Here is a 12,328-nt window from a genome sequence, read left to right as displayed (position 1 = left end):
CGCCGACGGCCCGGTCTACCGTGTGCACCATGCGCTTCGGACTCTTCATCCCCCAGGGCTGGCGGCTCGACCTCACCGACATCCCGCCGGCCGAGCAGTGGACGACCATGAACGACCTGGTGCAGCACGCCGACACGGGCGACGCCTGGGAGTCGGTGTGGGTCTACGACCACTTCCACACGGTGCCCGAGCCGACGACCGAGGCCACGCACGAGGCCTGGACCCTCATGGCGGCGTTCGCGGCGACCACGTCACGCGTGCGGCTCGGCCAGATGTGCACCTGCATGGCCTACCGCAACCCCGCCTACCTCGCGAAGGTCGCGGCCACCGTCGACGTGATCAGCGGGGGACGCGTCGAGATGGGCATCGGCGCGGGCTGGTACGAGCACGAGTGGCGCGCGTACGGCTACGGCTTCCCGAGCGCGGGTGAGCGCATCGGTGCCCTCGACGAGGGCGTGCAGATCATGACGCAGGCGTGGGAGACGGGTGAGGCGACGCTCGACGGCCGGTTCTTCCAGGTCTCCGGCGCACGCGTGCACCCGCGCCCGCTCCAGGAGCCCCGCATCCCGCTGTGGATCGCGGGCGGCGGCGAGAAGAAGACCCTGCGCATCGTCGCCCGGATGGGTGACTACGCGAACCTCAGCGGTGACCCCGAGACGTTCGCGCACAAGTCGTCCGTGCTCGAGGGGCACTGCCGCGACGTGGGCCGCGACTTCGCGGAGATCACGCGCTCCGCGAACTACAACGTCGTGATCGGCGAGACGGAGGCGGACGTCGAGGACCGCCTCGCGTGGATCGAGGACCACCTGCGCCCCCACGTCCCGCACCGCGTCGCCGAGGAGCGCGAGATGTTCCGCAAGGGCCCGCTCGTGGGCACGCCCGAGCAGGTCGTCGACAAGCTCCGCGAGCTCCAGGGCCTCGGGATGACCTACGCGATCACCTACTTCGCGGAGGCGGCGTACGACAGGTCGGGCATCGAGCTCTTCGAGCGCGAGGTCGTGCCCGCGCTGCGCTGAGCGCCACGGCCCGGGGAATGGACCGGGCCACGGCGACCGCGGCCGCTGCGTACCCTTCCGGTGTCAGGACGGATCGCCAGGCACGGACGGGGGTGGACGGCATCTCCGACATCGCTGACTGTGCGCGCGAGCGGATCCTCGTGCTGGACGGCGCCTGGGGCACGATGCTCCAGGGCCTGGACCTCACCGAGGACGACTTCCACGCCGAGGGGACCGAGCCCGGCCGCAGCTACCAGGGCAACTTCGACCTCCTTCAGCTCAGCAGGCCCGACGTCGTCGCCGACCTGCACCGCGCGTACGCCGACGCGGGCGCTGACATCGCGACGACCAACACGTTCAACAGCAACGCGATCTCGCAGGCCGACTACGGCACCGAGCACCTCGTCGCCGCGATGAACGAGGCCGGTGCGCGGATCGCGCGCGCCGTCGCCGACGAGGCCGAGGCGCGCGACGGTCGCCGGCGGTGGGTCGCGGGCGCTGTCGGCCCGACCAACCGCACGGCGTCGCTCTCGCCCGACGTCGAACGGCCGGGCTTCCGCAACATCACGTTCGACGAGCTCGCCGAGGCGTACACCGAGCAGGTGGTCGCACTGGTGCGGGGCGGCGTCGACCTGGTGCTCGTCGAGACGGTGTTCGACACGCTCAACGCGAAGGCGGCGCTGTTCGCGTGCGAGGAGGCGTTCGCGGCCACCGGGCGCCGCCTGCCGATCATGCTGTCGGGGACGATCACGGACGCGAGCGGCCGGACCCTGTCCGGTCAGACGCCCGAGGCGTTCGCGATCAGCACCGAGCACGCGGACCTGCTGTCGGTCGGCCTGAACTGCGCGCTCGGCCCGGAGCAGCTCCGCCCGCACCTGCGCGAGCTCGGCGAGGCCACGGACGTGCTCGTCTCCACGCACCCGAACGCCGGTCTGCCGAACGCGTTCGGCGGCTACGACGAGACGCCCGAGCAGGTCGCCGGCGTCCTCGGGGACTTCGCACGGCAGGGTCTCGTCAACATCGTGGGCGGCTGCTGCGGGACGACGCCCGACCACGTGCGTGCGATCGTGGCGGCCGTCGACGGCGTGGCCCCGCGGCGCCCGTCGCCGCCCCCCGAGCACCTGCGCCTGTCGGGGCTCGAGCCGTTCGTGCTCACGCCCGAGACCAACTTCGTCAACGTCGGCGAGCGCACCAACATCACCGGCAGCCCGCGCTTCAGCCGCGCGATCCTCGCCGGCGACGACGACGCGGCCGTCGCGATCGCGGCGCAGCAGGTCGCGGGCGGGGCGCAGGTCGTCGACGTCAACGTGGACGAGGGCATGCTCGACGTGCCCGAGGTGATGGCGCGCTTCCTCAACCTGCTGGCCGTCGAGCCGGACATCGCGCGCGTCCCGGTGATGATCGACTCCTCGGACTGGACGGTCCTCGAGGCGGGCCTCAAGCGGGTCCAGGGCAAGGCCGTCGTGAACTCGATCTCCCTCAAGGACGGCGAGGAGGCCTTCCTGACCCGGGCGCGCCGGGTGCGGCGCTACGGGGCGGCCGTCGTGGTCATGGCGTTCGACGAGGACGGCCAGGCCGACACGCTCGAGCGGCGCACGCAGGTGTGCGAGCGCGCGTACCGGCTGCTCACCCAGCAGGCCGGGTTCCCGCCGCACGACATCATCTTCGACCCGAACGTGCTCACGGTCGCGACGGGCATGAGCGAGCACGACAGGTACGCGCTCGACTTCATCGACGCGGTGAGGTGGATCAAGCAGAACCTGCCCGGGGCGCTGACCAGCGGGGGGATCAGCAACGTCTCCTTCTCCTTCCGCGGCAACAACCACGTGCGCGAGGCCATGCACGCGGTGTTCCTCACGCACGCGATCGAGGCGGGCCTCGACATGGGCATCGTCAACGCGGGGATGCTGACGGTCACGGAGACTCTCGAGCCCGAGCTGCGCGAGGCCGTCGAGGACGTGATCCTCGCGCGCAGGCCCGACGCCACCGAGCGCCTCATCGCGCTCGCCGAGACGTACAAGGACGTCGCGAAGACGGAGCAGGCGCAGCACGCGTGGCGTGACCTGCCCGTCGGCGAGCGCCTGACGCACGCGCTCGTGCAGGGCATCGTCGAGCACATCGTCGCGGACGCCGAGGAGGCGTTCCACGAGCTCGGGTCGCCGCTGGCGGTCATCGAGGGCCCGCTCATGGACGGCATGGACGTCGTCGGCGACCTGTTCGGCGCGGGCAAGATGTTCCTGCCGCAGGTGGTCAAGTCGGCGCGCGTCATGAAGGCGGCGGTCGCCCACCTCACGCCGTACCTCGAGGCGGAGAAGGCCGCGCTCGTGGCGGCCGGCGGCGAGCAGGGCCGCGGCAAGGGCACGGTGGTCATGGCGACCGTCAAGGGCGACGTCCACGACATCGGCAAGAACATCGTCGGCGTCGTCCTCGCGTGCAACGGCTACGCCGTCCACGACCTCGGCGTCATGGTCCCGGCGGAGCGCATCCTGGCGGCCGCGGCGGAGCTCGACGCGGACGTCATCGGCGTGTCAGGCCTGATCACGCCGAGCCTGCACGAGATGGTCGCGCTCGCCGCCGAGATGGACCGCCGCGACCTGACCCTGCCGCTCATGATCGGCGGCGCGACGACGAGCCGCGCGCACACGGCCGTCAAGATCGACCCCGCCTACCGCAGGACCGTCGTGCACGTCGCTGACGCGAGCCGCGCCGTCGGGGTCGTCGCGGACCTGCTCGCACGCCCCGAGGACCTCGCGCGGCGGACGACCGCGGAGTACGACACGCTGCGCGAGCGGCACCGGGAGAAGGACCACCGCCTCGTGCCCCTGCGCGAGGCCCGTGAACGCGCGGTGCGCCTCGAGCCGCCGACGCCGCCCGCCCCCCGCTCACCGGGGCGGCACGTGGTCGAGCCCCCGATCGCCGAGGTCGTCGAGCTCATCGACTGGACCCCGTTCTTCTCGGCCTGGGAGCTGCGCGGGACGTACCCGCGGATCCTCGAGGACCCGCGCCAGGGCGAGCACGCCCGCTCGCTGCACGACGACGCCCTGGCGCTCCTCGCCCGGGTCGTCGACGAGGGCCTGCTCACCCCCCGGGCGGTGTGCGGTCTCTGGCCGGCACGCCGCGTCGGGGACGACGTCGAGGTCTACGACGCGGCGACCAGGCCGCCTGGCCCCGGGGAGCCGGGGACGCCCCTCGCGGTCCTCCACACCCTGCGCCAGCAGCGCGAGCGCGCCGGTGCCCACGCAGCCCTCGCCGACTTCGTGGCGCTCGCCGGTGACCACGTGGGTGCCTTCGCGGTCGCCGTGCACGGTGCCGAGGAGCTCGCCTCGGCGCACGAGGACGCGGGCGATGACTACGCCGCGATCATGGTCAAGGCGGTCGCGGACCGGCTCGCCGAGGCCAGCGCCGAGTGGCTCCACCGGTACGTGCGCACCGACCTGTGGGGCTACGCGCCCGACGAGGACCTGCCGAACGCGGAGCTGATCCGGGAGCGCTACGTGGGCATCCGCCCCGCCCCCGGGTACCCGGCCCAGCCGGACCACACCGAGAAGGGCACGATCTTCGCCCTCCTCGGCGCCGGCGAGATCGGGCTCGAGCTGACGTCGTCGTACGCGATGACCCCGACGTCGGCCGTCTCCGGCCTGTACTTCGCGCACCCGGGCGCGCAGTACTTCGCGCTCGGGCGCATCGACCGCGACCAGGTCGCCGACTACGCGGCGCGCAAGGGCTGGTCGCTGGCCGACGCGGAGCGCTGGCTCGCACCGAACCTCGGCTACGACCCGGCCTGACCTGCGGGCGCCGACGCGGCCGTTCAGTCCCGCTCGGCGATCGCGACGGCCGACGCGATCCCGGCGTCGTGCGACAGCGACAGGTGGAACCGGTCGACGCCGAGCTCCGCGGCCCGCGCCGCGACCGTGCCCGTGATGTCGACCTGGGGCGCCCCGCCGACCACACGGTGCACGGTCGCGTCCTGCCAGCGCATGGTCCCCGGCGCACCGAGGGCCTTCGCGATCGCCTCCTTGGCCGCGAACCGTGCGGCGAGCGAGGCGGGCGGCAGGGTGCGCTCCTCGGCGGTGAAGAGCCGGTCGCGCAGGCCCGGGGCCCGGTCGAGCGTCGCCAGGAAGCGCGCGACGTCGACCACGTCGATGCCGACCCCGACGATCACGCCGCCGACCTCGGTCGCCGCCCGCGCGACCTCACTCGACCGTGACCGACTTCGCGAGGTTGCGCGGCTGGTCGACGTCGAGGCCCTTCGCGGTCGCGAGCTCGCACGCGAAGATCTGGAGCGGCACGACGGAGACGAGCGGCGCGAGGAGCACCGGCGTCTGCGGCACGAAGAAGACCTCGTCCGCGAACGGCAGCACGTCCGTGTCGCCCTCCTCCGCGATCACCAGCGTGCGTGCACCGCGTGCCCGGATCTCCTGGATGTTCGAGATCACCTTGCTGTGCAGCGAGTCCCGGCCGCGGGGCGACGGCACGATGATGAAGACCGGCTGGCCCTCCTCGATCAGGGCGATGGGGCCGTGCTTGAGCTCGCCCGCCGCGAAGCCCTCGGCGTGGATGTACGCGAGCTCCTTGAGCTTGAGCGCACCCTCCATGGCGACGGGGAAGCCGACGTGGCGGCCCAGGAACAGGACCGAGGAGACGTCGGCCATGGCCCGGGCGGTCTCCCGCACGCGGCCGGCGCCGTCGATGACCTGCTGGACCTTCTCCGGGACGGCCCGCAGGTCGTCGAGGATCTCGGCGATCTCGTCCGGGAACTTCGTCCCGCGCAGCTGCGCGAGGTACAGGCCGAGGAGGTACGCCGCGGTGATCTGCGCGAGGAACGCCTTGGTCGAAGCGACCGCGACCTCGGGTCCCGCGTGCGTGTAGAGGACGGCGTCCGACTCGCGCGGGATCGTCGACCCGTGCGTGTTCACGATGGCGAGGACGGTGGCGCCCTGCTCGCGTGCGTGCCGCACCGCCATGAGCGTGTCCATGGTCTCGCCGGACTGCGAGACGGCGACCACCAGGGTCTTGGAGTTGACGACGGGGTCGCGGTAGCGGAACTCGTGCGCGAGCTCGACCTCGACGGGGATGCGGCACCAGTGCTCGATCGCGTACTTCGCGACCTGGCCGGCGTAGGCGGCGGTCCCGCAGGCGATCACGATGATCTTGTCGATCTGGCGCAGCACCGCCTCGTCGACCCGGACCTCGTCGAGCACGAGGCGACCGCCCGTGTCCGTGCGACCCAGGAGGGTGTCGGCGATCGCGTGCGGCTGGTCGTGGATCTCCTTGTCCATGAAGGACGCGAAGCCACCCTTCTCCGCCGCGGCCGCGTCCCAGTCGACCGTGAAGCGCCGGGGCTCGACGGGCACGCCGTCGAAGTCCACGACGCTGACCGAGCCGGGCCGGATCGTGACGACCTGGTCCTGGCCCAGCTCCATCGCCTCGTGCGTGTGCGCGATGAACGCCGCGACGTCCGAGCCCAGGAAGTTCTCGCCGTCGCCGAGGCCGACGACCAGCGGCGAGTCGTGCCGGGTGCCGACCACCATGTCCGGCGCGTCGGCGTGCACCGCGAGGAGCGTGAAGGTGCCCTTCAGGCGCCGGGCGACGGTCCTCATCGCCTCGGTCAGGTCTCCGTCGGCCGCGACGTATGCGGCGCCCAGCAGGTGCGCGACGACCTCGGTGTCGGTCTCGCTGCGCATCGTGACGCCCGCGGCCTCGAGCTCGGCGCGCAGCACCGCGAAGTTCTCGACGATCCCGTTGTGGATCACGGCGAGCCGGCCGTCCGCCGAGACGTGGGGGTGCGCGTTGACGTCGTTGGGCGCCCCGTGCGTCGCCCAGCGTGTGTGGCCGATCGCGGCCGTCGCCGGCGGCAGGGGCTGCTCCTCGATCAGGTTCGCGAGGTTGACGAGCTTGCCCGCCTTCTTGGCCGTCGCGAGGCCGTGCCCGTTCTCGGCCGTGACCAGTGCGACGCCCGCGGAGTCGTACCCGCGGTACTCGAGCCGGGCGAGCCCGCCCATGACGACGTCCAGCGGACGGGCGCTGGCTTCCTGGGCACCGACGTACCCGACGATTCCACACATGCGGGCGAGTCTAGTTGGCGCGGGCCCGGTGCCCGGCCGGTCCTCCGTCCGGCATCCGGGGCCGCCGCGATCCGGCAGACTGGACGCCGTGACCGTCGGTGAGCTGGCCCCGTCGACGCCGTACGTCGACCTCGACCGCGCGGCGTGGAGCCGCCTGTCCGCCTCGACGCCCCTGCCCCTGACGGACGGGGACGTGTCGCGTCTGCGCGGCCTCGGCGACCCGATCGACCTCGCGGAGGTCGACGCGGTGTACCGGCCGCTGTCGCGGCTCCTCAACCTCTACGTGAACGCGACGGGCGGCCTGCACTCCGCGTCGTCGACGTTCCTCGGCGAGGCGGCGGCGCGCACCCCGTACGTGATCGGCATCGCCGGGTCGGTCGCCGTCGGCAAGTCGACGACCGCGCGCGTCCTGCGCGAGCTGCTCGCCCGGTGGCCCGAGACGCCGCACGTCGAGCTCATCACGACCGACGGCTTCCTGTACCCGAACCGCGAGCTCGAGCGCCGCGGGCTCATGGACCGCAAGGGCTTCCCCGAGTCGTACGACAGGCGCGCGCTGCTGCGCTTCCTCTCCGCGATCAAGGCGGGGCGGCCAGAGGTGCGCGCCCCCGTGTACTCCCACCTGAGCTACGACATCGTGCCCGACGAGCGCGTGGTCGTCCGGCGGCCCGACGTCCTCATCGTCGAGGGCCTCAACGTGCTCCAGCCAGCCCGGGCCACGGCCGTCGGCGAGTCGAGCCTCGCGGTGAGCGACTTCTTCGACTTCTCCATCTACGTCGACGCGCGCACCCGCGACGTCCGCCAGTGGTACGTCGACAGGTTCCTGTCGCTGCGCCGGACGGCGTTCGCCCAGCCCACGTCCTACTTCCGCCGGTACGCGGACCTCGACGACCATGCGGCGATCGACCGTGCGGAGCAGATCTGGGACTCGATCAATGCCCCCAACCTCGAGCAGAACATCCTCCCGACGCGCGGACGCGCGACCCTCGTGCTGCGCAAGGGTGGGGACCACTCGGTGCAGCGGGTCCGGCTGCGCAAGCTCTAGCGTCGCGCCGTCGCGCCCTGGGCGTCCTCGAGCGGGGCGTCGGACGCGGCGTCGCCGGGCTCGGCGGCGCTGACGGCGTCGGCGGTGCCCGTCACGCGGGTTCGCCCCCCGCGGCGCCGGGCGAACCAGGAGATGACCGGGTCGAGCAGGAGGCCGAGCAGCACACCCCCGGCGACGCCCACCGCGACGGCGAGCATCGGGTTCTCGCCGAGCCACACGCCGGCCCCGATGCCGAGCATCACGGAGTAGATGGACCAGGTCACGGCCGCGATCGCCGCCAGGGCTGAGAAGCGGGGTCGCGAGAAGCCGACGGTGCCGGCGGTCATGTTCACGGCGACCCGGCCGACGGGGACGTAGCGGGCCGCGATGATGAAGGACGCGCCGCGGTCCTCGAGCGCCCGCTCGGCCCACGCGAGCGCTCGCTGCTGCCGTGGCCCTCGCATCATGCGCATGCGTCTGACGGAGAGCCGTTGGCCGATCGAGTACGCGGTCTGGTCGCCGGTGAAGGCGCCCGCCGCGGCGACGGCTCCGAGGATCCAGAAGTTCGGCTCGCCGGTCGCGGCCGAGAGGGCCGCGAGCGCGATGACGACGGACTCGCTCGGGATGGGCGGGAAGAACCCGTCGATCGCGGCGAAGGCGTACAGCGCCAGGAACACCCACGGCGAGCCGGCCAGGGCGATGACCCAGTCCTCCAGCACGGGTCATCAGCTCCTTGGTCGGGGCGGCGTCGGGATGGCGTCGGGGACGCACGAGGTCTGACGAGGGGCGGGTGCCCCTCTGCGTCAACGGTAGGACGCGGGACCGCCCGGCGGAATGGGGGACAACCCCCAAGGAACCCCGAGCGGACCCTGGTTCGCTGATGCGCCACGATCCTCGCGCAGCGCGCGGGCTGTGCGCGTCCACCGAAGGGATGAGCCGGGGTCCCCCACGAGGCCGAGACGCGCCCCGGCCCCTCTCCCGCGACCGGCGCGAGGCGTCGATGACGACGGCGGCGACGCCGACGACGACGTCAGGGCAGCGTGAAGCCGAGCTCCTGGGCCGCCCGCTCGGGCGTGAGGTCCCCGGACCACCGCAGCGCCTCCGCCGGTGCGACGAGGGACCGCATCTCGGCGACGTCGAGGTACAGCCGACCCGCGAGGTGGTCCGTCTCGTGCTGGACGATGCGCGCGGGCCAGCCGTGCAGCACCTCGTCGACCGCGGCGCCCGTCTCGTCGGTCCCCGTCAGCCGCACCGAGCGCCACCGGGGAGTCACCGCCTGGTAGCCGTGCACGCTGAGGCAGCCCTCGTAGAACGCGACGCGCGTGTCGCTGACCGGCACGTACCGGGGGTTGACCAGGACCCGGAACGGGACCTCGGTGCGCTCACGCGCCTGCGCGACCGCGCCCGGGACCGGCCAGGCGTCCTCGACGACGGCGATCGCGAGGCTGAGGCCGACCTGCGGTGCGGCGAGGCCGACGCCGGGGGCCGCGTACATCGCCTCACGCATCGCGGCGACGAGCGCGACGAGGAGCTCCCCGTCGAGCTCTCCGCGGTACGGCCGTGCATGCGCGCGCAGCGCGGGGTGGCCGGCCTGGACGATCGGCAGGGGACGCTGCCCGCTCAGGAGCCGTTCGACCTCGAGGCGCAGCGCGGCCGCGTCGTCGGGCCACGTCACCGTCACAGCGCGAGCCGCTCCCGGACGACGTCGGCCAGGCGGTGGGCGACCTGGTCGGCGAGGTCCTGGTGACCGGCCTCCACCATGACACGCACGACCGGCTCGGTCCCGGAGGGCCGCAGGAGCACCCGGCCGGACCGTCCGAGCTCGGCCTCCGCGGCCGAGACCGCCTCGAGGAGCCCGTCGTCCGTGCCCGCGCGGGTCCGGTCGACGCCGGAGACGTTGACGAGGACCTGCGGGAGGCGGGCGACCGACGCCGCGAGCTCGGCGAGGGGGCGCCCCGTCGTCGCGACGCGCGCGGCGAGCTGGAGCGCGGTGAGGGTGCCGTCGCCCGTCGTCGCGTGCCGCGCGAGGATCAGGTGCCCGGACTGCTCGCCGCCGAGGCTGAACCCGCCCGCGCGCATCTCCTCGAGCACGTAGCGGTCGCCCACGCCCGTCTGCACGGTGCGGATCCCGGCCTCGGTCATCGCGAGCTGGAGGCCCAGGTTGCTCATGACCGTGATGACGAGGGTGTCCTCGACGAGCTCGCCGCGCTCCTTGAGGGCCACGGCGAGGATCCCCATGATCTGGTCGCCGTCGACCAGCGCACCGGTGTGGTCCACCGCGAGGCAGCGGTCCGCGTCGCCGTCGAACGCGACTCCGAGGTCCGCGCCAGCCGCCACGACGGCGGCCTGCAGCTGCTCCGGGTGGGTCGAGCCGCACTTCTCGTTGATGTTGCGACCGTCGGGCGACGCGTTGATCACGACGACGTCAGCACCGGCGGCGCGCAGCGCGGCAGGACCGACCTCGCTCGCCGCGCCGTTGGCGCAGTCGACGGCGATCCGCAGGCCTGCCAGCGGGCTGCCCCCGTCGGCGCCGGCGGGGAGCGTGGAGACCAGGTGGTCGACGTACCGCGCGCCCGAGGAGCCGATGTCGAGCCTGATCCGGCCGACGTCCACCCCGGTGGGGCGGTCCCAGGGCTCGCGCATCCGCTGCTCGATGGCGTCCTCGACGTCGTCGGGCAGCTTGTGCCCGCCACGCGTGAAGAACTTGATGCCGTTGTCCGGCATGGGGTTGTGCGACGCCGAGAGCATGACGCCGAGGTCCACGTCGAGCACGCCCGTGAGGTGCGCGACGCCGGGGGTCGGCAGCACGCCGAGGTCGACGACGTCGACGCCCGCGCTCGCGAGGCCCGCGGCGACGGCGGCCGAGAGGAACTCCCCGGACGCGCGGGGGTCACGCCCGATCACGGCCCGGGGCCGGTGGCCCTCGAAGGCACCCGTCGAGCCCAGCACGTGCGCCGCCGCGACGGAGACGTCGAGCGCGAGCTCTGCCGTGACGTCGCGGTTGGCCATGCCCCGTACACCGTCGGTTCCGAACAGCCGACCCATCAGACCTCCTCGTCCGGCCCGACTGTCCCACACGGGACCACGGGCCGTAGGAACAACCCCGTCACGACCGACGGCCCCGATGGTGACCATCGGGGCCGTCGGTGGGGACGGATGTCAGCGCTTGGAGTACTGCGGCGCCTTGCGGGCCTTCTTGAGCCCGGCCTTCTTGCGCTCGACGACGCGGGCGTCACGCGTGAGGAAGCCGGCCTTCTTGAGGGAGGGCCGGTTGTGCTCGGCGTCGATCTCGTTGAGCGCCCGGGCGATGCCGAGGCGCAGTGCGCCGGCCTGGCCGCTCACGCCGCCGCCGTGGATGCGCGCGATGACGTCGAAGCGCCCCTCGACGTCCACGAGCTTCAGCGGGCTGTTGACGAGCTGCTGGTGGACCTTGTTCGGGAAGTAGTCCTCGAGCGTGCGCCCGTTGATCTTCCACTGACCCGTGCCGGGCACCAGGCGGACCCGGGCGACGGCTTCCTTGCGGCGGCCGAGGGCCTGGCCGGGGGCCGTGAGGCTCTGGCCGCGACCGGTGGGTGCCGTGGTCTCGGAGGTGTAGCTGGTGGGCGTGTCATCGCCCACGGCGTCGATGTCGACGGTGGTCTCGGCCACTGGTGGTGTCCTCGCGTCCTGTGTGGTGTCTGCCAGCGGGCCAGGGCCTACTGGGCGACCTGGGTGATCTCGAAGGGCTTCGGCTGCTGCGCCGCGTGCGGGTGCTCCGGCCCGGCGTAGACCTTGAGCTTCGTCAGCTGGGCGCGCGAGAGCGACGTCTTGGGGAGCATGCCGCGCACGGCCTTCTCCACGGCGCGCTCGGGCTTCTTGGCGAGCAGCTCGGAGTACGGGACGGCGCGGAGGCCGCCCGGGTAGCCCGAGTGGCGGTACGCGAGCTTCTGCTCCCGCTTGTTCCCCGTCAGCGCGATCTTGTCCGCGTTGATCACGATGACGAAGTCACCGCCGTCGACGTGCGGGGCGAAGGTCGCCTTGTGCTTGCCACGCAGCAGCGTCGCGACCTGGGTGGCGAGCCGGCCCAGCACGACGTCGGTCGCGTCGATGACGTGCCAGGTCCGCTCGACGTCGCCGGGCTTCGGGGTGTACGTGCGCACGGTCGTAGCCTTCGTTTCGTGTAGCTGAATGAGGTGCATCGTGCTCAGCGAGCCGCGATGAGGTCGGGCATCGTGCTCTCCTCGGCACCCGCGGAGAGTGGGAGCTCC

The 12,328-nt window shown here is 72.8% G+C and carries 10 protein-coding genes; 3 read left to right on the top strand and 7 right to left on the bottom strand.

Annotated features, from left to right (window positions below; all coding sequences use genetic code 11):
• Positions 1–29: 29 nt before the first annotated feature.
• The gene (locus FZ988_RS11875) at positions 30–1,016 is read left to right on the top strand and encodes an LLM class F420-dependent oxidoreductase (RefSeq protein ID WP_149204244.1); all 987 of its coding nucleotides are present in this window, start codon (positions 30–32) and stop codon (positions 1,014–1,016) included.
• 92 nt (positions 1,017–1,108) lie between these two features.
• A complete protein-coding gene (metH, locus tag FZ988_RS11870) occupies positions 1,109–4,780 on the top strand; it encodes a methionine synthase (protein WP_246169458.1) in 3,672 nt (1,223 codons plus the stop codon).
• Between the two features lie 23 nt (positions 4,781–4,803).
• Here the strand turns inward: metH and FZ988_RS11865 are convergent, their stop codons facing one another.
• Together FZ988_RS11865 and glmS are read right to left on the bottom strand one after the other, a co-directional pair.
• Positions 4,804–5,157, bottom strand: a complete 354-nt coding sequence (locus tag FZ988_RS11865; RefSeq protein ID WP_149204242.1) for a holo-ACP synthase — start codon at positions 5,155–5,157, stop codon at positions 4,804–4,806.
• A 31-nt stretch (positions 5,158–5,188) separates the two neighbouring features.
• Positions 5,189–7,060 (bottom strand): glutamine--fructose-6-phosphate transaminase (isomerizing), encoded by a 1,872-nt coding sequence (glmS, locus tag FZ988_RS11860; protein ID WP_149204241.1) that lies wholly within the window; start codon positions 7,058–7,060, stop codon positions 5,189–5,191.
• Between the two features lie 88 nt (positions 7,061–7,148).
• Here glmS and coaA point away from each other — a divergent pair, with 88 nt between their 5' ends.
• A complete protein-coding gene (gene coaA, locus FZ988_RS11855; protein WP_246169457.1) occupies positions 7,149–8,102 on the top strand; it encodes a type I pantothenate kinase in 954 nt (317 codons plus the stop codon).
• Here coaA and FZ988_RS11850 read toward each other — a convergent pair.
• The 5 genes from FZ988_RS11850 to rplM form a co-directional block, all read right to left on the bottom strand.
• The gene (locus FZ988_RS11850) at positions 8,099–8,800 is read right to left on the bottom strand and encodes a DedA family protein (RefSeq protein WP_246169456.1); all 702 of its coding nucleotides are present in this window, start codon (positions 8,798–8,800) and stop codon (positions 8,099–8,101) included. The genes coaA and FZ988_RS11850 overlap by 4 nt on opposite strands.
• A 311-nt stretch (positions 8,801–9,111) precedes the next feature.
• Positions 9,112–9,762: a peptide deformylase gene (locus tag FZ988_RS11845; protein WP_342781226.1), complete on the bottom strand. Its 651-nt coding sequence runs from the start codon at positions 9,760–9,762 to the stop codon at positions 9,112–9,114.
• Positions 9,759–11,126 (bottom strand): phosphoglucosamine mutase, encoded by a 1,368-nt coding sequence (gene glmM / locus FZ988_RS11840; protein ID WP_149204238.1) that lies wholly within the window; start codon positions 11,124–11,126, stop codon positions 9,759–9,761. The genes FZ988_RS11845 and glmM overlap by 4 nt, the downstream gene beginning before the upstream one ends.
• 114 nt (positions 11,127–11,240) lie before the next feature.
• Positions 11,241–11,729, bottom strand: coding sequence for a 30S ribosomal protein S9 (gene rpsI, locus FZ988_RS11835; RefSeq protein ID WP_149204237.1), 489 nt, complete (start codon positions 11,727–11,729; stop codon positions 11,241–11,243).
• A 47-nt stretch (positions 11,730–11,776) separates the two neighbouring features.
• Positions 11,777–12,220 (bottom strand): 50S ribosomal protein L13, encoded by a 444-nt coding sequence (gene rplM, locus FZ988_RS11830; protein WP_149204236.1) that lies wholly within the window; start codon positions 12,218–12,220, stop codon positions 11,777–11,779.
• Positions 12,221–12,328 lie beyond the last annotated feature (108 nt).

It is taken from the genome of Actinotalea subterranea, assembly GCF_008364845.1.
Taxonomy (GTDB): domain Bacteria; phylum Actinomycetota; class Actinomycetes; order Actinomycetales; family Cellulomonadaceae; genus Actinotalea; species Actinotalea subterranea.
Note: the sequence above shows the minus strand (reverse complement) of the source record. Positions and strands in the feature narration are given on the sequence as shown.

Bases quoted from the DNA above. Each gene is read 5' to 3' on its own strand.
- glmM (WP_149204238.1), bottom strand. From the start codon at position 11,126: ATGGGTCGGCTGTTCGGAACCGACGGTGTACGGGGCATGGCCAACCGC.
- FZ988_RS11875 (WP_149204244.1), top strand. From the start codon at position 30: ATGCGCTTCGGACTCTTCATCCCCCAGGGCTGGCGGCTCGACCTCACC.
- glmS (WP_149204241.1), bottom strand. From the start codon at position 7,060: ATGTGTGGAATCGTCGGGTACGTCGGTGCCCAGGAAGCCAGCGCCCGT.